The sequence below is a fragment of the Labrenzia sp. PHM005 genome, from assembly GCF_006517275.1.
Lineage (GTDB): Bacteria > Pseudomonadota > Alphaproteobacteria > Rhizobiales > Stappiaceae > Roseibium.
In genome coordinates, this window is record NZ_CP041191.1 from 4,910,717 (window position 1) to 4,933,057 (window position 22,341).

24 protein-coding genes are annotated in these 22,341 nt (G+C 55.4%); 14 read left to right on the forward strand and 10 right to left on the reverse strand.

The features are described from left to right. Positions 1–28 precede the first annotated feature (28 nt). Positions 29–2,614, reverse strand: coding sequence for an ABC transporter ATP-binding protein (locus tag FJ695_RS22230; protein WP_141187474.1), 2,586 nt, complete (start codon positions 2,612–2,614; stop codon positions 29–31). A gap of 229 nt (positions 2,615–2,843) precedes the next feature. On the opposite strand from FJ695_RS22230, the gene FJ695_RS22235 reads away from it, so the two are divergent. Genes FJ695_RS22235 through FJ695_RS22260 form a run of 6 tightly spaced genes read left to right on the forward strand, consistent with a single transcriptional unit; the run spans position 2,844 to position 8,764 of the window. Further along, on the forward strand, positions 2,844–4,061 hold the full coding sequence (locus FJ695_RS22235) for a glycosyltransferase family protein (protein ID WP_141187475.1): 1,218 nt from the start codon (positions 2,844–2,846) through the stop codon (positions 4,059–4,061). Between the two features lie 41 nt (positions 4,062–4,102). Further along, positions 4,103–5,323, forward strand: coding sequence for a glycosyltransferase family 4 protein (locus FJ695_RS22240; RefSeq protein ID WP_141187476.1), 1,221 nt, complete (start codon positions 4,103–4,105; stop codon positions 5,321–5,323). A gap of 27 nt (positions 5,324–5,350) precedes the next feature. Continuing rightward, positions 5,351–6,505, forward strand: coding sequence for a glycosyltransferase family 4 protein (locus FJ695_RS22245; protein WP_141187477.1), 1,155 nt, complete (start codon positions 5,351–5,353; stop codon positions 6,503–6,505). Positions 6,506–6,510: 5 nt separating this feature from the next. Then, positions 6,511–7,668, forward strand: a complete 1,158-nt coding sequence (locus FJ695_RS22250) for a glycosyltransferase family protein (protein WP_141187478.1) — start codon at positions 6,511–6,513, stop codon at positions 7,666–7,668. Beyond that, complete coding sequence (locus tag FJ695_RS22255) at positions 7,665–8,438, forward strand: polysaccharide deacetylase family protein (protein WP_141187479.1); 774 nt, start codon at positions 7,665–7,667, stop codon at positions 8,436–8,438. The genes FJ695_RS22250 and FJ695_RS22255 overlap by 4 nt, the downstream gene beginning before the upstream one ends. A 20-nt stretch (positions 8,439–8,458) precedes the next feature. Further along, a complete protein-coding gene (locus FJ695_RS22260) occupies positions 8,459–8,764 on the forward strand; it encodes a DUF3088 domain-containing protein (RefSeq protein ID WP_141187480.1) in 306 nt (101 codons plus the stop codon). 638 nt (positions 8,765–9,402) lie between these two features. Here FJ695_RS22260 and FJ695_RS22265 read toward each other — a convergent pair. Next, positions 9,403–9,717, reverse strand: a complete 315-nt coding sequence (locus tag FJ695_RS22265; protein ID WP_141187481.1) for a hypothetical protein — start codon at positions 9,715–9,717, stop codon at positions 9,403–9,405. 400 nt (positions 9,718–10,117) lie between these two features. Then, positions 10,118–10,648, reverse strand: a complete 531-nt coding sequence (locus FJ695_RS22270) for a peptide-methionine (S)-S-oxide reductase (protein WP_141187482.1) — start codon at positions 10,646–10,648, stop codon at positions 10,118–10,120. A gap of 269 nt (positions 10,649–10,917) precedes the next feature. Between FJ695_RS22270 and FJ695_RS22275 the strand changes: the two genes are divergently transcribed. The 5 genes from FJ695_RS22275 to FJ695_RS22295 all read left to right on the forward strand — a co-directional run bounded on the left by FJ695_RS22275 (position 10,918) and on the right by FJ695_RS22295 (position 13,653). Continuing rightward, the gene (locus tag FJ695_RS22275; protein ID WP_141187483.1) at positions 10,918–11,481 is read left to right on the forward strand and encodes a GNAT family N-acetyltransferase; all 564 of its coding nucleotides are present in this window, start codon (positions 10,918–10,920) and stop codon (positions 11,479–11,481) included. 83 nt (positions 11,482–11,564) lie between these two features. Continuing rightward, positions 11,565–12,197, forward strand: coding sequence for a nitrile hydratase subunit alpha (nthA, locus tag FJ695_RS22280; protein ID WP_141187484.1), 633 nt, complete (start codon positions 11,565–11,567; stop codon positions 12,195–12,197). Further along, positions 12,194–12,853 (forward strand): nitrile hydratase subunit beta, encoded by a 660-nt coding sequence (gene nthB / locus FJ695_RS22285; RefSeq protein ID WP_141187485.1) that lies wholly within the window; start codon positions 12,194–12,196, stop codon positions 12,851–12,853. The genes nthA and nthB overlap by 4 nt, the downstream gene beginning before the upstream one ends. Beyond that, positions 12,840–13,190, forward strand: a complete 351-nt coding sequence (locus FJ695_RS22290; protein WP_371708797.1) for a nitrile hydratase accessory protein — start codon at positions 12,840–12,842, stop codon at positions 13,188–13,190. The genes nthB and FJ695_RS22290 overlap by 14 nt, the downstream gene beginning before the upstream one ends. 4 nt (positions 13,191–13,194) lie before the next feature. Beyond that, a complete protein-coding gene (locus FJ695_RS22295) occupies positions 13,195–13,653 on the forward strand; it encodes an isoprenylcysteine carboxylmethyltransferase family protein (RefSeq protein WP_209010778.1) in 459 nt (152 codons plus the stop codon). A gap of 49 nt (positions 13,654–13,702) precedes the next feature. Here FJ695_RS22295 and FJ695_RS22300 read toward each other — a convergent pair whose 3' ends face one another. Next, positions 13,703–14,614, reverse strand: a complete 912-nt coding sequence (locus FJ695_RS22300; protein ID WP_141187488.1) for an SRPBCC family protein — start codon at positions 14,612–14,614, stop codon at positions 13,703–13,705. Positions 14,615–14,726: 112 nt separating this feature from the next. Here FJ695_RS22300 and FJ695_RS22305 point away from each other — a divergent pair, with 112 nt between their 5' ends. Next, positions 14,727–15,512: a helix-turn-helix domain-containing protein gene (locus tag FJ695_RS22305; protein ID WP_141187489.1), complete on the forward strand. Its 786-nt coding sequence runs from the start codon at positions 14,727–14,729 to the stop codon at positions 15,510–15,512. Between the two features lie 9 nt (positions 15,513–15,521). Here FJ695_RS22305 and FJ695_RS22310 read toward each other — a convergent pair whose 3' ends face one another. Further along, on the reverse strand, positions 15,522–16,412 hold the full coding sequence (locus FJ695_RS22310; protein WP_141187490.1) for a LysR family transcriptional regulator: 891 nt from the start codon (positions 16,410–16,412) through the stop codon (positions 15,522–15,524). 98 nt (positions 16,413–16,510) lie between these two features. On the opposite strand from FJ695_RS22310, the gene FJ695_RS22315 reads away from it, so the two are divergent. Then, on the forward strand, positions 16,511–16,798 hold the full coding sequence (locus FJ695_RS22315) for a DUF1330 domain-containing protein (protein ID WP_141187491.1): 288 nt from the start codon (positions 16,511–16,513) through the stop codon (positions 16,796–16,798). Between the two features lie 124 nt (positions 16,799–16,922). On the opposite strand, the gene FJ695_RS22320 is transcribed toward FJ695_RS22315, so the two are convergent. After that, complete coding sequence (locus FJ695_RS22320) at positions 16,923–17,174, reverse strand: hypothetical protein (protein ID WP_141187492.1); 252 nt, start codon at positions 17,172–17,174, stop codon at positions 16,923–16,925. Positions 17,175–17,296: 122 nt separating this feature from the next. Between FJ695_RS22320 and FJ695_RS22325 the strand changes: the two genes are divergently transcribed. After that, positions 17,297–18,691 carry a tetratricopeptide repeat protein gene (locus FJ695_RS22325; RefSeq protein WP_141187493.1) on the forward strand — a complete coding sequence of 465 codons (1,395 nt, stop codon included), beginning with the start codon at positions 17,297–17,299 and terminating at the stop codon, positions 18,689–18,691. 48 nt (positions 18,692–18,739) lie between these two features. Here FJ695_RS22325 and FJ695_RS22330 read toward each other — a convergent pair whose 3' ends face one another. The 4 genes from FJ695_RS22330 to FJ695_RS22345 form a co-directional block, all read right to left on the reverse strand. Next, positions 18,740–19,333, reverse strand: coding sequence for a trans-aconitate 2-methyltransferase (locus FJ695_RS22330; protein WP_141187494.1), 594 nt, complete (start codon positions 19,331–19,333; stop codon positions 18,740–18,742). 62 nt (positions 19,334–19,395) lie between these two features. Next, the gene (locus FJ695_RS22335; protein WP_141187495.1) at positions 19,396–20,577 is read right to left on the reverse strand and encodes an ABC transporter permease; all 1,182 of its coding nucleotides are present in this window, start codon (positions 20,575–20,577) and stop codon (positions 19,396–19,398) included. Next, positions 20,574–21,599: an ABC transporter permease gene (locus tag FJ695_RS22340; protein WP_141187496.1), complete on the reverse strand. Its 1,026-nt coding sequence runs from the start codon at positions 21,597–21,599 to the stop codon at positions 20,574–20,576. Before FJ695_RS22340 ends, FJ695_RS22335 begins: the two co-directional genes overlap by 4 nt. Before the next feature lie 71 nt (positions 21,600–21,670). Further along, complete coding sequence (locus FJ695_RS22345) at positions 21,671–22,333, reverse strand: O-methyltransferase (protein WP_141187497.1); 663 nt, start codon at positions 22,331–22,333, stop codon at positions 21,671–21,673. Positions 22,334–22,341: the final 8 nt, after the last annotated feature.

The following is a 22,341-nucleotide window of genomic DNA, read 5'->3' on the forward strand; positions in this document are numbered from 1 at the left end:
GCCGGCCACTTTTCTGTCCGGTACCGTGTTATTTTTTTGCGTCCAATACACGCCCCTGATCCAAGGTAAACCCATGTTCAAACTCAGCGGCAATTTCGGCATTGGATGTTCCGAACAGAAATGTCTTTCCGGACAATATGCTTCTGAGGTTTTCGCGCAAGACTTTGTCGTCTTCCGTCAGTCCAGTCGCTATATCGTCCAAGATGGTTGTTTGTGCGTTTTTCAGAAGCCCGCGGACCAGCGCGATCTTGCGCCGCTGTCCTGCAGACAGGCGCGACCCGGCCACGCCGACATGATAACCGAACCCGGCAAAAATGATCGGCTGGCGTAGTCCGGTTTCTTCAACAATGGTGCGGATCACTTCGTCGATCCGCCGACGGGCGTCCCGGCGGTCGACACGGGCGCGGCCGAACAGCAGGTTGTCTTCGATCGTCAACGGCGGCAGATAAACCTTAGGATCGAACGCGACAAACTCTTGGTTTGCAGCAACGACTTTGTCGAGGAACTTGGTCCGCGCCGCGATGATTTCCGCCTTCAGTTCGTCGGTCATCACACCCAAGCGATGGCGGGCCGGAACCAGCTTGAAGGCAAGCCCAGTCAAGCGAGAACGGTCATTGTCGGTCAAGCCTGGGCGGGTTTGTCCCGACCGCGCGATCCGCACGATCCGCTCGAATTCCGGCAGATCATCCTGGGTAATGAACGAATATGATCCCAAAAGCCCGCTGCTGCCAGAGACGTTGGAGAAGAGTTCCAGCATGGTTTCGGCGATCTGCAGACCAATGTCTTGAAGTTTTTTGTCAAATCCGTTGCTGGATAAGAACTCCTTGACCACCGGCAAATCTGGCACCTGATCCATTGTGATTTCCGGATCAGAGGGAACGGCAAAAAACAGGTTGTCGGCAAGGCTGGCGCTGGCATTGAACGTGCTGGGATCCCACAGCTCCACGAGCCCGGCAAGCGTCGGATCTGCTGCAATCCTGTCCGCCAATTCCTTGCGCACATTCAAGATCCGTTCGGCAAACGTGTCATTCATCGACGGATCAAACCGGGATTGGAGCCCAAGCCGGTAAATATCGGCATCCAATTTCACCGCAGCCAATAGCTCCAGTGCTTTCAGATCCAAGTCGTCGGCATTGTCGACGCCGGCGATCGCCAGATCATGCCATTCCGCCTCGAGATCATAGGACGGATTTTTTGTCTCTTTAGCTTCGCTGAGGCTTCGTTTGTAGTTTTTGAGTGCGTCGCCTTCACGCTGAACCTCAGTCATCGGCCTATGCCGGAGACCGTAATAGAGGTTTTCCCGAATCGTCCCGGTCCAGACATGGACGGCGCCACCGACATAAGCGATTTCACGGCCAAGGGTTGAATCGGTCAATTTGTCGAGATCGTGATCACCGATACAGACCTTTCCGCTCGCCGGTGACACCAGGCCAGCGGCCAATTGGAGGACTTCCGCTCGGCCCGAACCATCCGCACCGACAATTGCGCTGGAGGTCCCGCTCTTGATCGTAAGGGACACATCGGTCACTTCCTGACCCGCGGCACCACCAGAAAACGCCACATGTTCAAACTTCAGATCACCACGCAGTTTTACAGTTTCATCAGCGGTCAGCCGCTCTGTGTCATAGATGTCTTGCGGATCAAAGTTTTCGACAACCGTTTGGTATTTAATGCCGACATCAACTGTCATCTGGTAATAGGCCAGCAATTCTTTCCAGGGACCGGCAAGGTCCTTATAGGCGGCGATGACAGCCAGCAGAGCGCCGATACTCAAGTTCCCCTCAATCACCAGGTAACCGCCGATCAGGTAGAAGAAGAACGGCGTCAACTGATTCATGAAGTTGTTGAGAAACTTGATGAAAAACTTTCTGTTGTAGATTTCGTAGCGGATCTTGAAGTTTTCAAAGAGGCGGTCGGAAATGTCGGCCGAATGCCAGGCGGAAGCATCATTGGCGTGAATCTCGGCAACACCCGTAATACTCTCGCCTACCTTATCGGAGATAAGACGTATGTTTTTGACCCGCTTGCGTGACAGCAACGCCACTTTCTTTTGCAACATCGGGATAACATAGCCCTGGACAGGGTAGGACGAGATTGCGGCGAGGCCCAGAAGCGGGTCTTGCATGAAAATAAAGCCGAGCTGAACAACCAGCATACCGCCTTGGTAAGCAGGCAGAGAGAAAGCCTCCCCGACGAAACCGCCAACATCCTCCACTTCCGATGTGATCATCGGAATGATTTCACCGGAGCTGACTTTGCGGAAATGCGGCAGCCGGAACCTTAGAACACGTTGGAAAAGTTCGAACCGCAACCGGCGAAGCATGCGCTCGCCGAGGCGGCCTTTATAAACATTCAAATAAAATTTCAGCCCGTTGGAGACCACCACGAGGGTAAGAAAGCAGCAGCACAGAAAAAGCAAATACGGGATTTGATCGAGGTCGAAGCCCAAAATAGTGCGCGGAAAATTGTCTCCCTGGACTGCGTCATTGACGATCAATTTCGGCAGCTCAAGCAGGATATAGATGACCGGATAGGTCAGAACCGTGATCAGAAGAATGTAGATTTGCTGGCGTGCGCTGTACTTCCAAATGAAGCTAAAAAGGCTTTTTTCCATCAGCTTTTCCGTACAGGTCTGGATCAATCCTAATGCACATTGTCCGAATTTGGGATACTAGGTCCAGCAATCGAACGTGCCTGCCAAGATCGAAACTTGCCACACAATAATAAATTCGCGCCGCTGCTTCTTGTCGATAGTCACCAGAGTATCTGATATCTGGACGTGACAACGGCTATCCTTATGAGACATAAAGCCTACGGGGCCGCATTACAATTCCAGGGGCAGTATGAGTTCCACCACACCGAAGATCCTGATCTACAGCCATGACTCTTTCGGGCTTGGCCACTTGCGCCGGTGCCGGGCGATTGCCCAGTCTTTGGTCGGCGACTTCAGTACGCTGTCTGTCCTGATTCTGTCAGGCTCACCGATCATTGGCAGTTTTGAGTTCCGTGCGCGGGTTGATTTTGTCCGCATTCCGGGCGTGATCAAGTTACGAAACGGCGAATACACACCGCTGTCGCTACACATCAACATCGATCAAACCCTGGCCATCCGGTCCTCCATCATCGAGCATACGGCCAAGGTTTTTGAACCAGATATCTTTATTGTCGACAAGGAACCGACGGGTTTTCGCGGGGAAGTGCTTGGCACTTTGGAAGCACTCAAAGGCACGGACACCCGTCTTGTCTTGGGTTTGCGCGATGTGATGGACGATCCGGAAACGCTCGCAGAGGAATGGGACCGGAAAAATGTCTACCCGGCCTTGGAAAACCTTTACGATGAGATTTGGGTTTATGGCCCTGAGGGAATTTGCGATCCACTCGACGGCTTGGATCTCCCCGCCACGATAACGGACAAGCTTCGCTACACAGGATACCTGCGCCGGAACCTCCCGAAGTCTGCAGAAGACCAGCCTGCGCCTGCCCCATTTGGCGAAGAGCCGTACATTTTGGTCACGCCCGGCGGCGGCGGCGATGGCGTTGAAATGGTCGACTGGGTCATGAAGGCCTATGAAGCCCGTCAGCGCCCGCTCTTTCCCGCCCTGATTATTCTTGGCCCATTTATGCCGGCCGCCGCGGCAGCCGACTTCACCGAACGGGCCGAACACCTGCGTGACGTGGAGGTTCTGCGCTTCACGCCACAGATTGAGCCTTATTTGAACAGCGCGACTGCAATTGTCGGCATGGGCGGCTACAACACCTTCTGCGAGATCCTGTCGTTCGACAAACCGACCTTGATGGTGCCCCGAGTGGTTCCGCGCAAAGAACAGGCAATCCGGGCTGAGCGGGCTGAAAAAAGTAACCTTTTGAAGGTTCTGCCGATCGATCATTACCCGGATGCGGACCTGATGGCCCTGGCTCTTTCAGAACTGCCGCAATCGCCGCCGCCGAGCACTGCGGGTGTCGACAATCTTCTGGGCGGCCTTGAGGTTGTCGGCCAGCGGGTTGGAGAGATTTTTGCAGCAAAGCAAGAAACCCTTGCACCAAAACTGGTCAATTTCTAACGTCCCGTTCCTGCCAATTCCAAAGATCTGAAGTCTTGTAAATGTCCCGTATTGCCGTAGTGGTCAAAGGCTATCCACGCCTGTCTGAAACTTTTATTGCCCAGGAAATTCTGGGACTGGAACGGCGGGGAATTGAAATTCTGATCGTCGCCCTGCGCCAGCCGTATGACCCGTACATTCATGATCTTCACCGGCAGATTTCAGCCGAAGTGATGTATCTGCCGGAATACGTCAAGGACGATCCGGCCCGGGTTGCCCGGGCCAAGCGTTGGGCCCAGACGCAACCGACCTACGAAGCAGCCAAAGCGCTGTTTGACAAGGACTTTGCTCAGGAAAGCAATGCCAACCGCCAGCGGCGGTGGGCACAAGGCTGTGTCTTTGCCCATGAACTGCCTGAGGATGTGACCTGGATCCACACGCACTATCTGCATACCCCGTGTTCGGCATCCAGGTACGCGGCCCATTTGGCAGGCCGGCAATGGTCATTTTCCGCTCATGCCAAAGATATCTGGACCAGCCCGGAATGGGATCTTCGGACAAAACTGGATGATTCCGCCTGGGGCGTTACCTGTACCGGTGTAAACGCGGAATATCTCAAGAGCCTCAGCCAGGATCCGGACAAGGTAGAACTTGTCTATCACGGCCTGGACTTCTGCGGCTTCCCAATGCCCTCGGAAACACCGTCAGCACGGGACGGCAGCGGCGCGCCGGTACAACTTCTTTCCGTTGGCCGTGCGGTGGAAAAGAAAGGCTACAACGACCTTTTGACCGCGCTTAACAAGCTGCCGGATGACCTCAACTGGCACTTCACGCATATCGGCGGCGGCGCGCTTTCGGAAAAACTGAAAGCCCGGTCAGAAAAACTTGGATTGTCGGACAAGATTACCTGGCGCGGGGCACAGCCACGCGAAGAGGTGATCAAGTCGTGCCAGGAAGCGGATCTCTTCGTCCTGCCGTCCAAACTCACCAAATCCGGCGACCGCGATGGCATCCCGAACGTTTTGATGGAAGCCCAATCCATGGGCATTTGCTGCCTGTCGACCAATGTCTCGGCCATACCTGAACTGATCACAGATGGGGAAACGGGCCGACTTGTCCCGCCAGCCGAACCGGCAACTCTTGCCAAGGCCCTGGAAGAGCTGATTAAAGATCCGAAGGAACGCGACCGGCTTGGCCACGCATCGGCCAACAACGTGCGCACAAATTTTGCGACCCATCCGGGACTGGACCATTTGGCGGAGAAATTCCGAAAGGTGATTTAGGACCCAAAACGAAAAGAGTCATCCTCCGTGAAGATTGCCTTCACAGCCCCGATGAAACCGCTGGACGATCCACAGCCATCGGGCGACCGCACCATGGGCCGGCTGATCCTAAGGGCGCTGGAAATTGGCGGTCATGAGGTCCGCATCGCGACCCGCTTCCGGTCTTGGCGTAAGGAAGGCGGCGACAATGCTCTCCTGGCGGTCAAGAAAGCTGCACTGGAAGAAGCTGAACGGATTGGCGATGCCTGGACACGTGAAGGCTACCGGCCGGACCTTTTCCTGACCTATCACCTTTATCACAAGGCTCCGGACTGGATCGGCCCGGCACTCGCCGACCGCTTTGACGTGCCATATGCCGTGATTGAGGCAAGCCGCGCCCGCAAACGCCGCACAGGCCCTTGGGCTGTTGGCTTTCAAGGAGCTGATGATGCGCTGAAACGCGCCGATGGGATAGCCGCGCTGCATAATTGGGACCGGGACCGTCTCTTGCCGTTTTTTGAAGAAACGGAAACAGATCCGGCTAAGCGGCTGCGAACGGTTTTGCCGTTTCTCGATCTGAGCGCTTTTGGATCAGTCGGCAACGCTTCACCCAGCACAGAGCCTGCAGAGCCTTTAAAATTGCTGACCGTTGGCATGATGCGCGAAGGGGACAAGACGGCCTCCTATGAGGTGCTGGCAGCAGCGCTTTCAGAACTCGTAGACCGTCCCTGGCAACTGACGGTTGTTGGCGATGGGCCGAACCGCGAGAAAATTCTCAGCAAGTTCCCGCAAGACAGGATCACCTGGCTCGGTGCGCTTTCGCCGGAAAATGTGATTGTCGAATATCCGAAGCATGATCTGTTTGTCTGGCCGGCGATCCGGGAAAGCTTTGGGTTTGTGCTGCTCGAAGCCCAGGCCTCCGGCCTCGGCGTGATTGCCGGGGATGCGCTCGGTGTCCCGGAAATCATGGCCGATGGCACCTCCGGACTGCTAGCGCCGGAAGGCGCTTCCTCAGCGTTTGCCGCCAAGTTGCGGCAGGTTCTGGACACTCCGGCGCTTGCCGGACAGTTCGGGGAGGCGGCCAAAATCCGCATGATCGAGGTGCATTCGCTTCAGGCAGGTGCGGAACGGCTTGACGCCTTTCTCAAAGCCGCACTAGACCACTACCAACACCGCCAGCTTGACCAAGCCAAGGATCGCTGAACACCATGCCCCTTTCCGCCTTTATCTACGTTCAACATCTTTTGGGCACCGGCCATGTGGTACGGGCAACGGCAATCGGCAAGAAGCTTGCCGAACGCGGTGTCGACGTTACCCTGGCCTCCGGCAACCAGATCCCGCCAACCCTCGATGTCGAAGGTCTCGAAGTACTTGAGCTCCCAGGCGCCAAGACGGCCAATGCCGAATTCTCCCGGCTGATCACACTCGACGGCAAGGACCTGGACGATGACTGGCGGGCAATGCGAACTGCCGCAACCCTCAAGGCCTTCGCCGCCAAGCCCTACGACCTTCTTTTGACCGAGACCTACCCTTTTGGCCGCCGGCAGTTCGAGTTTGAGCTTTCTGTTTTGATGGATACGGCGAAAAACCGGGACAATCCGCCGGTGATCGCCAGTTCCATCCGCGACATTCTGGTGCCCAAGCAACAGCTTTGGAAAGAAGAGTGGATGGCTGATAAGGCCCGTGATTATTTCGACACGGTGCTGATCCACGCCGACCCGGATTTCATCACGCTGGCCGACAGTTTTCCCTTTGCCCACAAGGTGGAAGACCTTCTGGCCTATACCGGTTACGTGGTGCGTGAGGGCGACCGGCCGGAGCCGCCGGACGGCGATGGCGAAGACGAAGTGGTCGTCTCCTGCGGCGGCGGTGCCATGTCGGAAAGCCTGCTCAGCGCGGCTATCGATGCCAGGCCCCTCTCGCGGCGGGGCGGAGACTGCACCTGGCGGGTTCTGGCCGGCCACAATGTGCCGGAAGACGAATATCAGGACTACAAGGCCCGCGCTGGTGATGGTGTCATCGTCGAACGGGCCCGGCCCGATTTTCCGGGCCTTTTGAAGCGCGCACGCCTTTCCATCAGCCAGGGCGGCTACAACACGGTTCTTGACGTTTTAGAAGCCGGGGTTCCCTCCGTGATCGTGCCCTTCGCGCTGGCAACGGAGACCGAGCAGGAGCAGCGAGCCAAGGCCCTGGCAAACCATGGCCGGGTGGTGGTCGCCAGCGAGGACATGCTGACACCGGAGCGTCTTGCACAGGCCGCCGACGATGCGCTGGCACTGCCCCGCAGTCATCACAAGGTTCTTTTGGGCGGCGCGGATCGCAGTGCAGACATCTTGATGGAAAAACTTAAAGGCTGCAGCGCATGAACGCGGATCTCGACCGCTTCCGCTCAGAGCTGACGGCCCATCTGGACTGGTTCGCCGAGCACGGCCGCAAGGTCCGTTTTTGGTGGCGTGACGATGACGCGTTTGAGCCGACGCCACCGCTCGACCGGATGCTTGGGCTTGCCAACAAACATAATGTTGAAATCGCTCTCGCCGTTATTCCGAAGAACGCTGGCGAGGCCTTGAGCGCCCGCCTGGAGACCGAACCGCTTGCGCAAGTGCTGCAACACGGCTGGCACCACAAAAACTATCAGCGCAAGGATCTTGGCGAGCGCGCGGCCGAACTCGGCAGCCGCCGGGACATGGACGAACTGCGCGCCCAGCTCACAGACGGCAAGGCCAACCTTGAGCGGCTCTTTGGAACCAAATTCATTCCGGCCATGGTGCCACCGTGGAACCGGATTGCCCGGCCGGTTGCCGATATGCTGCCGGAGATCGGCCTGCCGGGTCTCTCAACCTTTACCTGGCTCAACGCGCCGCGCGCCCATCAGGTCCAGAGCCACGTCGACATCATCAAGTGGAAACGCGAAGTCCGCTACATCGGCTGGAAAAGCGCCGCACAGCGGTTTGACCTGCAGCTTTGCCGACGCCGGACCAACCCACAGGAGCCGCTCGGCATTCTGACCCATCATTTGGTCCATGACGACGGTTGCTGGGAATTTCTGGACGAGTTTCTCGCCATTGCCGCCCACCACCCGGGGGCTGAGTGGCCACACATCAAAGATCTTTTTGCCTGTCCGCCGACCTTATAAACCGTTGAAGGCCTGCCGTTATGACCGACACGCTTTATCTGCTGAAACCCGGATTTGAAGATCCTGCCTATCCGGACACAACCTTCTATTGCTGGCACTGCGCCCTCATGGAAGGCGTGCTGGCGTCCTTCCCGGAACTTGGTGCGGACCTGGACGTCAAGCGTATCGCCTGGCCGCGTCCGCGAACCGAAATCGTTGAGCTTTTAGGTGAAGAAAACCAGAGCCTGCCGGTGCTGATCCTGGACGACGGCGGTTTCATTGATGACAAGGATTCCATTCTGGAAGCGCTCACAGAACGTCACGGATTTCCGGAGCCACATCCGTAACGGTTTCCCCACGTCTCAATTGCTGTCCCTATCGAGATGTATCGGCATGGATTACCCGGTCAAGCCGGGTAATGACGAAGTGTGAGGATCAATGCGAGTGTATCCTCAGCCCCGCCGTTCAAAGAAAAATGTTTCCAGATACCCAGCCTCACCCCGCGTTCGTCATTGCCGGACTTGATCCGGCAATCCATGCCGTTACGGTTGTTGCATTCGCAACACTTAAGCATTTCAGCGTGTTCCCAGATCGAACCACCCAGGATTTAGGGCTTCAATCAACTCGATCTTACAAACCCAAACTGCATTAACGGACAATAACAAGTGGCATGCCGTCGCTTACAATTATCAATGCCTCTGGACCATTAAACGAATCGTCTTCCTAGCTGACTGTTAGCTGCCGGAATCCAGCAAAATAAAAACAAATGCTTTTGGGTCACCTGCTTCTACATGGCTAACCATTAAACCGACCAAATCATTGATATTTCAGGAAGATAATTCGTATTTATTATAGATACTTACAATAAAACCACACGAAAATTACAATTGCAAATTATCATGTACTACTAAAACCTTCGTCACTTTCTCATCGAGAATACCGTCTAAGTTGTTTGTCTGCATCGTGGTGTCACAGTCTTGATCACTCATACCTCCGTCACCCTCAACTCATAGACATCCCATTCAGGTGGATCTTCCTTCAAAGATTCGATTGCCAAATTGTTGATCACACCCGCAGAACCGGGATCACCGGTCATGATCTTTTTATCGAAACAAGAGGCCATTTTCAGCATGTATGAGCCGTCTGAAAACAATGGTCCGCCCTCCATGCCATAGACTTGAAGGCCACGATCATCGAGTTGTTTCAGGATCTCGAGAACTGCGGAGCGCCGGACCAAAACATCCGCCGGGCATCTCAAGTCGAAGAACTCAGACGCATTTTTAATGACTTTCCGTTGCATGCGAATTCCTTTGCAGAACCCTTTTTGGCGATTACACGATCCACACAAGATAGATAAGGAAGCACACACCACAAACTCTGTACCCGTTGAAAGAGAGCAGCATGGGTTACCCGGTCAAGCCCACTGGTATGGGAATAAGAAATTGTAAAACGGAAGCCGCAGAATTCTGCTCTTTGTTTTGACGCCCCAGAGAAGGCTGGGGTCTAGTAATCACATGAATTGAAGCTGTCTCTGATCGCTAACGACACGGAGTACTGGCTCCCAGCCTTCGCTGGGACGACAATTGAGAGAGTTCAATTTTCGTTTAGAACTCTCACAAGATGAAACTCTAATGTGATTTCAGTCACTTCAAATGCGCCGACCTGATTAAGCCGGACAGCCGGTAACTTGCTGCAAGGCCCTACTCCGCCGCCTCGACATCTTGCCGCAGGACAGCCGCATAGTCCCGCCGGAGGAGGGCCAGTTTCGGATCGATGTAACTCTTGCAGAAGGGCCGGTCCGGGCCTTTTAGATAGTAGTTCTGGAACTGGTCGTCAGACGCCTTAAAGTCCGCCAGGAACAAGGCTTTGGTGACAAGCGGTTCATCAAAACCCTTTTGGAGTTTGTGCAGAATACGCCCGACACGGACGCCGGTCCCGGCGTCATAGACGTAGATCGCACTGCGGTATTTGCCGCGCATTTTGTGGTGGGAGGTCGCTGCGTGGGTGCGCAAGTGGACTTCGATCAAGACCTCAAGAGGGAGTTCTGCAGGATCGAAAGTGATCAAGACTGCTTCCGACCACGACGCATTGGGCGGATCAGAACGAATAAAGCCCTGTTCCACCTGAGAAATGCCAGCAAGTGTCTGAAAGACGGCTTCGGTGCACCAATGGCAGCCGCCGCCAAGCCCGATCTTCACCTCAGTCTCCAATGTCCTAAAGAGAACGATCATTCTGCCGGTCCTCAAAAGATTCTCAAAACGCCCTGGCAAAGTTTCCCCCAAAGCAATGAGTTCTGACCGAGTTGACACACAACTATAACTAGAGGACGCTGCTTGAATGATCAAATGGCTACCCTTCAAGTTGCCCCTTCCTCCGGTGTTGCCTCGTCCAGGGAATACGATCGGGTTGGGTCTTCGGCCGCTTCATCATCTTGCAACCCTGTCTCGACGAACAGGGTTTCTGGCAAGACCTGCTTCCCGGCAAAATGAAGAGACCTGCCATGGATATTGACACGCCCTCTCCTGCACATTTTCAGCCAATCGCCCGCAATGTGCCGTGGGTCAACGGCTTGACCATACGCGCACAAAAACGATCCGATGCCCCCGAGATTGCAGCATTACAAAGTCTACCGGGCTACCGCTATGGCACCTTGCAAATGCCCTATCCGCGACTGGCTGATGTTGAAAAGGAGTTGGACGGCAGCACTCCCGGTCAGGTTTTGCTGGTTGGTTTCCTAGATGGCGTGCTGGTAGCCCACGCAGGTTTCAGCCGTTATTCGGGCCGCCGCAGCCATACCGCAGGACTGGGGATCGGTGTCCATGATGCCTACACGGGGCGCGGTATCGGCCAGGCCCTGCTAGCCGAACTTTTAGCCATTGCAGATGACTGGATGGACGTTCGGCGCATGGAACTAACTGTCATCGCTGACAATGCCGCCGCAGTCCGTCTTTATGAAAAAGCCGGTTTCATGATCGAAGGCACCTTGAAGGCCTATGTCTACAGGGACGGCGAATATGTGGACGCCTATGCCATGGCACGGCTGCGCAAAGCGTCATCCAGTTAGAGCGCAGAACAGGTTTGCTCCCTTGGAATTTTCCAAGAAGTGCCTAATATCCATTAGGTATTCTGATCACACCCGGAGCCACCATGTCTCACGATCACAGCCATGATCACGATCATTCGGAACTCTCCGAAATCGAATTGCGCGTGCGGGCGCTGGAAACGCTTTTGACCGACAAGGGATACATCGATCCGCCCGCGCTCGATGAGCTGATCGAGACCTATGAAACCAAGATTGGCCCGAAAAACGGTGCCCGGGTGGTGGCAAAAGCCTGGTCTGATCCGGATTATCTGGACCGGCTGAGACGTGATGCGACCGCAGCGATTGCCGAATTCGGTTTCACCGGCCGTCAGGGCGAACACATGGTGATTGCCGAAAATACCGAAGACACCCACAACATGGTCGTCTGCACCTTGTGTTCCTGTTACCCGTGGACCGTTCTGGGCCTGCCGCCGGTCTGGTACAAATCCGCACCCTACCGCTCCCGTGCGGTGCGCGACCCGCGCGGGGTTCTGGCCGAATTTGGTGTCACCTTGCCGGAGGACAAAGAAATCCGGGTGTGGGATTCGACCGCAGAAGTCCGCTATCTGGTGATCCCCGAACGGCCTACAGGCACTGAGGACTGGCCGGAGGAAAAACTCGCTGAGCTCGTCACCCGGGACAGCATGATCGGCACTGGCCTCGCTCTTAACCCTGCCACTTTGGAGGTGTCCTCATGAATGGCGCGCAGGATCTCGGCGGCCAGATGGGATTCGGCCCGATCGAGCTGGAAGAAAACGAGCCGAATTTTCACGCCAAGTGGGAAGAACGGGCCTTTGCCATCACGCTTGCCATGGGCGCCACCGGCAGCTGGAACATCGATACCTCGCGCCATGCCCGAGAAACGCTGCCGCCGCCGATCTATCTGAGCTCCAGCTACTACAAGATCTGGACTCTCGGCCTGGAAAAGCTCTGTCTCGACAAGGATCTGATCACAAAGGAAGAACTTGCCAGCGGCACAGCTCAAGACCCGGCGAAACCAGTCAAACAGATCCTCAAGGCAGACAATGTCGCCGCCGTTTTGGCCAAGGGCGGACCGGCCGACCGGCCGGAAAACGCCCCTGCCCGCTTCAAGACGGGAGACAGGATCCGCACCAAACGCATGCACCCGGAAGGCCATACCCGCCTGCCCCGCTATGCCCGTGATACGATCGGCACCATCGATGCTGTTCATGGCGTGCATGTCTTCCCGGATGCCAATGCTCATGGGCGCGGCGAACAGCCCACCTGGCTCTACAGCGTTGCTTTCAAGGGTACAGATATCTGGGGGCCGGACAGCGACCCCAAACTCACTCTTCGGATCGATCTTTGGGAGCCTTATCTTGACCCTGCCTGATCCCGTTCTTAGCACCCCGAACCTGCCGCTCGATCAGGACGGCGGTCCGGTTTTTACCGCACCTTGGGAAGCCAGGGTGTTTGCCATGACGCTGCAAGCTTATGAGAGCGGTGTGTTCACCTGGCAGGAATGGGCCGAGACTCTGGGTGCGGAACTCGCCAAGGATGGCGATGGCAGTGGCGACACACTCGGCTACTACGATCATTGGCTGAATGCGTTTGAAACCCTGCTCACTCGCAAGGAAGTAGCGGAAGCCAGCCAATTACAGGGGCTGCGGGATGCCTGGGACAAGGCGGCCAAATCCACGCCCCACGGCCAGCCGATTGTTTTGGGTTAAAGACGTGTCTTTGGAACTAAAAGTCCCGCCCGTTGTGGTTTTTCTGATCGCCTTGGCGCTCCTCTACGCCGGTCATGTCGCCCTTCCCTTTGCCAGCATTTCACCTGCTTTTCAGGGAACTGTAGCCTTTGTCGTCGCGTTGATCGGCTGTGCCTTTGGCGGTCAAGCGGTGGTTGCCTTCATCAAGGCCAAAACCACCGTACATCCAATGAAGCCCGAAGAAGCAAGCACGCTGGTCACTACGGGCTTTTTCAAGGTGAGCCGCAATCCGATGTATTTCGGGCTCCTGTGCCTTCTGCTCGCCGCTGGGATCCACTGGGGAACGCTGACGCTTGTTATCATCGGCCCGCTGTTCATCTGGTACATGACTGAATTCCAGATAAAACCCGAGGAAGAACGTCTGAAAGAGGTCTTTGGCGAAGACTATCTGGCGTATCTTGAGAAGGTCCGCCGCTGGATTTGATGACAGGCCGCATGCTTATGCGGCCCGGCTTTTTAGTAAGTGGTGAAACCTATTCTGCGGCAACTTGAAGGGCCGGTCCGCGCTCTTCCCGCTCCATGCGGTCCGCCCATCTGTCAGCAAGATTGATCATCAGCGCCCGAATGGTGCGGAAGCCGACCATCTGCATCATCAACGCCGTTATCCCGTTCTTTGGTTCAACCTTGATGACCACTGAAAACTCGGCTGCGGATCCCTTCGATGTCACAGACCAACGGCCCTGTACCCGTTTAAACGGATAAGGATAATCGACCGCGTCCGTGTGGACCTTGAAGCCGAAGACTTTGCCGTCTTGATAAAGATCGCAGGTTTCCGTCCAGCTCTCGCCTTTCGGGCCATAACATTTGCGGCGGGTGTTGGGGCCCTCTCCGCTAAGAACATCGACTTTGGAGAGATTGTCCGCGACATCGGCATACCCCGGATGATCGGTCATAACCTGCCAAACCGTTTCTGCGGAGGCGCGCGTCTCGCGGGTCACTGATATCTCAAATCCCTTACCAGCTTTGGCCATTGAAAACCGGCTGCGAGGCGGTGAAAGCCGCAGCGCTATCAAAGACTGCGAGACTGCAAATCCGGCGACCCCGGCTGCGACAGCCGCCACCGCATACCAACCAAAACTGGTCAAATGCGCGGAAAAAAACACAAGAGCGGCGATACTCGCCAATACCCATGCATCATCCGCAACGGACACAAGATAAAGATCTTTGGTCGTTAAAAACTTGTCCCTGGCGATCAGAGCGACATCGAAGGCGAAGATCAAAAGACCGCCCCCAACCAGTGCTGTTCCCAGAACATGGGCGCTTGTTGGGGCGGCAAACAGAAGGTCGGCGAAGACACCAGGGAGTAAAAGCAAGGCGAGACCGGAGATTGCGGACGTCGCTGCGTTGGCAGTCAATAAAGCTTGGGCAAACCGGCGTGTAGACATAACGAACACCTCTCAAAGATTGTGAATGCCACGAAGCATGCCTGATCGCTGAATGATCTCAATTACGTGAGAGGTAATGGACAAACGCCAATGTTCCGCTGAATAGTGTGGCATGTCTGAAAACCACACAGCTTTTCCCAGCCTTTTGAAAACCTGGCGTTCCCGGCGCCGGCTCAGCCAGCTTGACCTTGCGCTTGAGGCAGGTCTTTCCCAGCGGCACATCAGTTTTTTGGAGACCGGCCGGTCACAGCCGAGCCGTGCGGCCATTGCTCAGCTGGGCTTTGCGCTGCAAATGCCGGCGGCCGAAATCGATACCTTGTTGATTTCCGCCGGGTTTGCGGCCCCCTCCATGGACACCCGCTGGAGCGCGGACACCAGAACCGCCGTGCAGGCTTCCATTGATCATGTTCTGGCAGGCCATGAGCCGTTCCCTGCCTTCAGCGTCGACCGGATCTGGAGCATTCAAAAAGCCAATGCGGCCGCGCAATCGTTCTTCGGCGAAATCGGCAATGTCACAGAGCTCAATATCTTGAGGGCGATCATGATGCCGGGCCCGGTGCGCGACAGCCTCGTTAATTGGCAGCCGAACACCCGGGCGCTCATGCGGCTTTTAGAGATGGAAGTTGCGCGCCGGCCAAATGACCTCGACGCTCAGGCTCTTTTGAAGGAGCTTGTGGAACTACCCGGTGTACGGGAAGCGCTCGAGAGCGCACCAACATCTGCGCCTGTGCCGGTCCTGACCATGAACTTCACGGTTGGCGATGCAGACCTCAATTTATTTTCGATGATTGCGACCATCGGCATGAGCGCCGATGCGGCATTGGACGACATCCGGATTGAAACCCTGCTGCCGGCAGACGATGCCACCCGAAACTGGTTTCTGGCGCGCGTACACTAAGCGAGCAGACTATCCCCCAGTGTAAAGGCTGCCTTTGTGCGCAAAAGCCTCTGCGGCAAAGCGCATGAAGGTCCGGATGCGAGCAACATTTTTCAAGTCGGGATGGGTCAGCAGCCAAATGTCGAGATAAAACTCCGGCTCTAGCCCAGGCAACCGCATCAGTTCCGGATCCGGATCGCCCATGAAACACGGCATATTCACAATTCCGAGCCCCGCTTTGGCTGCGGCATGGGCCGCAATCATGTCATCGGCCAGCACACTGACATGGGCGTTCGGATACCGGGCCTTGATCCGCTTGGGCACACGCTGTGAAGCCCATTTGAACACAAGGCAACCGATCGAAATGTCTGAGGGACTGGCTGTCAGCGCATCGCCGAACCGGCGGGCGTAATCTTTGGAGATGTAGTAAGTGCGTTTTTGGCGTGTCGCCATTCTGCCAAACAGCGTCTCATCCGGCTTGTTTGTGACACGCACCGCAACGTCCGCCTCGCGCCTATGAAGACTCAAGACCTCGTTGGCCGCGATCATCTCCATCTGGATCCGCGGGTGCCGTTCGGCAAAGGCCTTCATGATCTCCGACAGCTGCACCTGAAACATCAACTGGGGCGCGGTGATCCGGAGTGGTCCTTCCAGCCCGGCATCTTGGGCGGTGATGCTTGTGTCGAGCGCCAGCAGTTCTTTTTCCACCCGCGCACCGGTCTCCAGGGCTTCTTGTCCGGCAGCCGTAGGCACAAACCCGTCCGGGATCCGCTCAAACAGGCGGGTCCCGAGTTCTTCTTCCAGACTGGCAAGGCGCCGCGACACGGTCGAATGTGTCACCTTCAAAAGACCCGCCGCTTTGGTGATGCTGCCCGCCTTTGCAATGGCGAGCACAAATTTCAGATCATCCCACTTTTCCATGCCGTGCATTTTTGCACAGAAGTTGTTCGATATTGAAGAATTTTTATCATGCCACCAACTGCCTATCTTGACCTTGTCACAAAAAAGGAGAGTTCCGCATGACCACTCAAGCACTTGCCCTGATCACGGTTACTGACAAAGACGCCCTCGGCGCTTATCGCGAGAAAGCCCCAGATGCCCTTGCCCGGCACGGCGGCTCAGTCGTGCGCGCAGATCCAGAGCCCGTCGTTCTGGAAACAGCCGGCGATCGGCCGAACATCGCCGCGCTGTTGTCCTTCCCAAGTGCAGAAGCTGCTCAGGCATGGATCAACGATCCGGATCTTGCCGACGTTCATGCCTTGCGCAACAAGGGCGGCAAATCCACGATTGTTGTCATCCCGAACTGAGCAAATGGACATATGGGATTGCTGCATTAGAAAAGAAAAACGGCCATCAGGTAGTCACCAGATGGCCGGCAGTTTTAGGGGGAATGAGCGCGGTAATTAGATGGGGCCACGCGCTATTTTTGGTTCAGGTCAGGTCTATTTTTTCTCTGATTTCCTGAACCAGAGCATCGATGCTGCCAAGAACGTCAGACTTCAAGCAGTCTGACATAAATTCGAAATTGGCTTCCGCTTTCTCCACGTCAGCAGCCAAGCGATCAATGTCCTCACAAATCTCAAAAAGATCTGGATCTGTGGCACATCTTTTCAAGATCGACTGCCATTCGTTCGGAAACACCCTTTTTATTCGTTCCACATCGAGCGCCGTAAGTACTTCCACCTATTCCAGTCTAACATTCCTTATCTCGCAGAGGAATGTAAGTGAAATATAGTGATACTCACGGTGACGCTAAGCCACCAAGCGTTGAAAATTAAGCGGTTTTATAGAATACTGGGCATGTTATGCCGGATCAGGTAACCACTAATATTACACGTGAATTTCACCGTGACTCGCCGGATATCCTATCTGCGCTCCATGACGTTTTAGCCAGTCCGAGCTTTTCAAATGCCGACCGGCTCAAGAGTTTTCTTGAGTATGTGGTCACCGAAACACTCTGTGGGCGCTCTGATGCAATCAGAGGCAAAACGATTGCCCAGGATGTATATGGCAGAACAGCTGCGACCGATGGTGACCCGGAAAATGTCGTTCGTGTGGATGCCAGACGCTTGCGCCGCCGCCTGGCGGACTACTACGCCGATGAAGGCCGGAATTCCCGGATTCGCATTCACATCGACAGCGGCGGCTATGTACCCCGGTTCGAGTATTCCGGACAGAAGACAGATGACCTTCAGCCGGAAACAGCTGAGAACAAGCAGGCCAGTCCGGAAACACAGAAATTTGTTCTCGGTCTGAAACCGCGACACCTGATTGCAGGCGGGCTTTCCCTGGCAGTTACAGTCCTTCTTGTCTTCGTTTATCTTGGCAATTTCCAGGTAACACAAGATAGCGGTGAAGCCGGAGAAAACAGGGCATCGCAACGCCAGGCGCTTTTAGAAAAATCTCCTACAGCGCTTCAGGCGGTGACGATGGCCGAACAAGCGCGCGATATGATGCTGCCATTGTTTGACTTGACGCGGCAAAAGCTGTCGCTCGGTTTCTTTCAACAGGCCATTAATCTGGATCCGGGATATTCGGGTGGATATGCTGGTGCCGCACAAATCCTGGGTACTCTTGCCGTTCTTTCCCCTCCCGGACCTCAAAAGACAGAGTTCACAGCCCAGTCCCGCCAGATGGCCGACAAGGCGATTGAACTTAATCCAACAGATCCTTGGTCACAGTCAGCGGCCTCCTGGTCCAAATATGCGATTAAGGAGTATGACGAAGCTGTACGCCTGTCCGCGCTGGCTTTTTCAATGGCGCCCGACAACCATCAGATTCTCGAGATTTACGGTGCGGTCGCTCTTTGGAACGGAGAGTTCCCCCTGGTGCTGGAGCTTCTGGAGACAGCGGCGATGAATCCTGTGATGGGAAGCCGGTCCGGCGCAGGAAACGTTTATGCCGCCGCAGCGTTCTTTCTTGAAGACTATAAGGGCGCTTTAAAATCAATAAGAACTTCGACAGAGGCCGGTGGGCCAGTTAGTCCTGCAGTTGTGGCAATACAGACTGCAGCAAGCCATGCCTCGGGCAACATGAAACAAGCCCGTCGTTATGCGGCCAAGCTCCAGGACACTTGGCCATCAGTTCCAATCGACAAACTGCTGTTGCGGTTGTTCAGATATCCGGAACACCCAAATGAGATCATTTGGCGTTTGAAAGACGCTGGCTGGCAAAATACTCCATCGCCAACGTCTCAATAATGCGTGCCGCCCTCCCTCTTGGGAAGAACGTCAAAGCCTCACTGCGCCTCAAACAACCGGTTTCACCAGCCGCATGCGCCAGGTGACATTCTTCTTGTCAGACTGAAGCCTATAATCGTCCAGAACGTCCCATTTGCTGTCGTCGCTTGTGGCGTCCCAAAGCTTGGCGATCAGCTTGTTGGCACCGGACTCCGGCTTGTTCGGTGCATACATGGACAGTGCAATGACACCGTCCTCTTTCAGGAACGGCACATAACGGGCAACAACTGCAGCAGGATCTTCAGCGAAATGCAGAACTTCGTTGAAAACAATCGCCGAGAACTGCTCGCCTTCGTTTGGTTCAAAGGTATGCATATCGCCCGCGCGCAAGGAGGCAATTTCCGGATCTACGTCCGCGATTTCCAAAGAGGCCGGTGACAAATCCATACCGACATACCGTTTGACACCCATCGGCTGAAGCCGCTCATAAAGCAAACCTTCGCCACAGCCGATATCCAACACTTCATCCATGGAGTTGGTCAGCGTCAACCACATGCCGATGATGCCATAACGGCCGCTTTCCGGCAGCGAGCGCAAAAAGGCCCAGCGCCCGGCTTCGTATTCTTCATCCCAGCCTTCGGCAGTGCTCGCGTTTTTCGACATATCTACTCCAATGGACAGAGCGGGCCAAACCGGCCCGCCAGTACAAATCATTTCTCAAGGGATCACTTATAGGGATCGGCGGCGTCGCGCAAACCATCCCCGAGGAAATTAAACGCCAAAACCACAATGATGATCGGGATGACCGGCGCCATCAGCCAAGGATAGACCGTCACAACAGAAATGTTCTGCGCTTCGTTCAACAGAACCCCCCAGGAGATCGCAGGACGGCGAAGCCCCAGATTGAGGTAGGACAGCGCGGTTTCACCCAAGATCATCGCCGGGATCGACAGGGTTGCCGACGCGATGATGTGGCTGGTGAAGCCTGGCAGCAGATGGCGTGTTATGACCCGCTTCGGCTTGGCGCCCATCATGACGGCGGCCTTGGCGTATTCTTCCTCGCGCAAAGACAACAGCTTGGAACGCACCGCCCTAGCAAGTCCCGGCCAATCAAGCAGTCCCAGAATGATGGTCAGGCCGAAATAGACCCAGACCGGACTCCAGGTGACAGGCAGTGCCGCCGACAGTGCCATCCACAAGGGCAATTCAGGCAGGGACCGCATAATCTCGATCAGCCGTTGGATCAGAGTGTCGGCGATGCCACCGAAATACCCGGCAATGCCGCCAAAAAACAGGCCCAGGACAATCGAGATGGTCACCCCGACAAGACCGATTGTCAGTGAAAGCCTTGCGCCATAGACAAGGCCGGAGAATTGATCACGCCCAAGCCGGTCTGTGCCAAGGAGAAAAGCTGTCCCCCCTTCAGCTGCGCAGAACAGGCGGAACTTGGCCGGAAAGAGCCCCCAGAATTGGTAGGTGTCTCCACTACAGAAAAACCGCAGTTTTTGAACCTTTTCCGGATCGGGAGAATACTCCCACTGCAGGGTTTCCATATTGATTTCGGACTTCAGGCCGTAAACGAACGGGCCGACGAATTGGCCCTCATGGAACAGGTGTAGCGGCTGCGGCGGCGCATAAAGGTGATAGCTGTCCCGGCTGTTCGGCGTGTAGGGCGCAATCACTTCGGCAAACGGAACGCAGAGGTAGAACAGCAGTAAGACCACTCCAGACCAGACGGCCAGTTTGTGGCGTTTGAACTTCCACCACATGATCTGCCACTGGGAGGCCTGATAAAACCGCTCCTGCTCCGGGCTCAGTTCTTCGACAACGGCCGGATTGAACGGCGCCGGATCGACATAATGACCGGCGTCGCGCGTGCCGTCCTTGGTTTTGACATCCTTCGTCATGATGCAGCCCCCCCGCCAAGACGGATCCTTGGATCCAGCACTGCCAGGAGGAGATCGGAAATCAACATGCCGATCAGAGTGAGTATGGCAACGAACAGCAGCACAAATCCGGCCAAAAACTGATCTTGCGATTGCAAGGCCGACAAAAGAACCGGGCCTACAGTCGGTAAGCTCATGACAACCGAAACAATGACCGAACCGGAGACCAGAGACGGGATCAAGTTCCCGATATCGGCAATAAACGGGTTGATCGCCATGCGCAGCGGATATTTCACCAACAGCTGGCCTTCCTTCAAGCCTTTGGCCCGGCCAGTAGTGACATATTGCTTGTGAAGTTCATCCAGAAGATTTGCGCGCAGACGCCGGATCATGCCGGCCGTACCAGACGTTCCGATCACGACAGTGGGCACGATCAGATGGGCCAAAACCGACATCGCCTTGTCGAAACTCCAAGGTTGATCGATGTATTCGGGAGACATCAGCCCTCCGACGGACAGGCCGAACCAACGATTGAAGAAATAAAGGAGGATCAGCGCAAGCAAGAAGTTTGGCGTTGCCAACCCCACGTATCCAATGAACGTAAACCCATAATCACCCCAGGAGTACTGGCGGGTAGCTGAATAGATGCCGATAGGGAAAGACACCACATAAACGAACAGGATCGTCGCGAAATTGAGAACAACGGTCAGCGGCAATGTCGGCCCGATCACGTCAGCAACGGGTTTGTCGAATTCAAATGACCAGCCCCAATTGCCTTGCAAAAGGCCGTCGAAGCCGTGCGGACCCGGCCACATGCCGATCCAGATCAGGTACCGCTCAAAAAACGGACGATCGAGGGAAAACTCCTTACGCAAGAATTCCAGCTTGGCAATAGAGGATTGTTCACCGGAGGTCTTCAGCGCGGCAATCTGGTTGGAAATGTAATCGCCGGTCGGCAATTCAATAATGAAGAACACCAGAAAGCTGATCACGAACAAGGTCGGGACCATCATCAATATCCGGCGCGAAATATAGTACAGCACCTACAATTCCCCTCAGCCCAATCCCTGCACGGGTTTCCCCAACCCGCGCACAGCACCTTACAGCCTTATTACTACGACGTCTTTAGAGCGAGCGTCAGCCCATCGGAAAACGGCAGCATAGATATTACGACCCGTTCGTCCTGATTGAGTTTCTGGTTTAGCTCGCGGATGTCGTCAACGGCCGGATCACTCACCGATGAATTGATGACATCGCCAAGGCGCAACATATTGTCGAAAACCAGGATCCCGCCGGTGCGCAGCAGTTTCAGCGCCAACTCGTAATAGCGTGTGTAACTCTTCTTATCGGCGTCGATAAAGATCAGATCGAAAGTGCTGCCTTCTCCAGCATCGAGCAGCGATTCGATTACCTTTTCTGCCCGCCCGACGCGAAAGTCGACCTTGTTCCGGACCCCCGCTTCCTGCCAATGGCTTTCAGCAATCGCCTGCCAATCCGGGCGTTTGTCGATCGCAATCAGCTTGCCGTCGTCCGGTAGCGCAGACGCCATCCACAAGCTGCTGTATCCGGTGAAAACACCGAGTTCCATGACCTTCTTTGCGTTCAAAGTGCGGATCAGGAAATGCAGCAGCTGCCCCTGCTCCTGCGGCACACGCATATCTGCCTCTTGGAGGCTTTGCGTGCGCTGCCGCAGTTTGGCCAAGGCCGGCGTTTCCCGTGTGCCAACCTCACACACATAGTCAATCAGCTCTGACGTCATTTCCAGCCGGTCAGCCATAGTTCGCC